Source organism: Microbulbifer okhotskensis, from assembly GCF_023895975.1.
In the GTDB taxonomy this organism is placed as follows: domain Bacteria; phylum Pseudomonadota; class Gammaproteobacteria; order Pseudomonadales; family Cellvibrionaceae; genus Microbulbifer; species Microbulbifer okhotskensis.
This window is the reverse complement of the sequence record NZ_JALBWM010000331.1, coordinates 1-778: the sequence shown is the minus strand read 5'-3', so window position 1 is coordinate 778 and position 778 is coordinate 1. Positions and strand designations below refer to the sequence as shown.

1 protein-coding gene is annotated in these 778 nt (G+C 41.8%); it reads left to right on the top strand.

Annotated features, from left to right (window positions below; all coding sequences use genetic code 11):
- Window positions 1-162 precede the first annotated feature (162 nt).
- Entirely contained in the window at window positions 163-759 is a 597-nt protein-coding gene (locus MO867_RS22370; RefSeq protein WP_252473279.1) for a hypothetical protein, read from the top strand.
- Window positions 760-778: the final 19 nt, after the last annotated feature.

The window sequence follows — 778 nt, the reverse complement described above, 5'->3', positions numbered from 1 at the left end:
CTAGGCTTTTATTGGACAAATTCAAATTTTTTGAGGTTAGTACTGAATAGTTACGTTGGTTGAAACTTTTTCCATTGCAGGGCCTACTGTAAAGCTGGATATTGATTTTTTAGTCGGAAGGCTATTCCATCATTGTATATATGTGTTTTGGGGTCTTAAAAAATGATTAATATAAAGATGTCAGGTTTAGGTGTTTTGGCATTGTCCTCGGTTCTGGTTGGGTGCAGTATTGCCAGTGACAATGCGGCTATGTCGGATGGTGTCGCAGGTAATAATTCGGCAATGCTTTACGACTTGGCAGAACAGTCTTCAGAAGTATTTCTAGAGAACTTTCAGCCACACGCCTATTTCATGGACATGCAGCCCGAAAGGCACAACCTTTTCTTGAGCAATTCCCCTGAGAGTGTTGTTTCCATGGCCGTGTCGGAGGATAAAATACTCGAAGCTTTGGCTGAAATTGACCCTAAAAGTCTAAAGAGTGATCAGGAAAGGGTGTTCTACTTTAAGCTTAGAGAGCGGTTGGAATCGAATGTAGGTTTAAGGATTTGTAAAACAGAACTGTGGTCTGTTGATCATATGTTCGGCCCCCATATCTTACTTGGTTTTCTGTCAGAGGTTCAGCCTGTTGAAACCGCAGAAAACAAAGCCGATGCGATGGAGCGCTGGCTTGATGCCGCTAGTTACTATGAGCAGAAAATCGTTAATCTAATGCTGGGACTTGAGTCAGGGCTGTCCCATATAAATCAGCTTAAATCGTGACTGTAATTATCTTGTCTAA

Coding starts and splice junctions, on each gene's coding strand:
- MO867_RS22370 (WP_252473279.1), top strand. CDS start 163: ATGATTAATATAAAGATGTCAGGTTTAGGTGTTTTGGCATTGTCCTCG.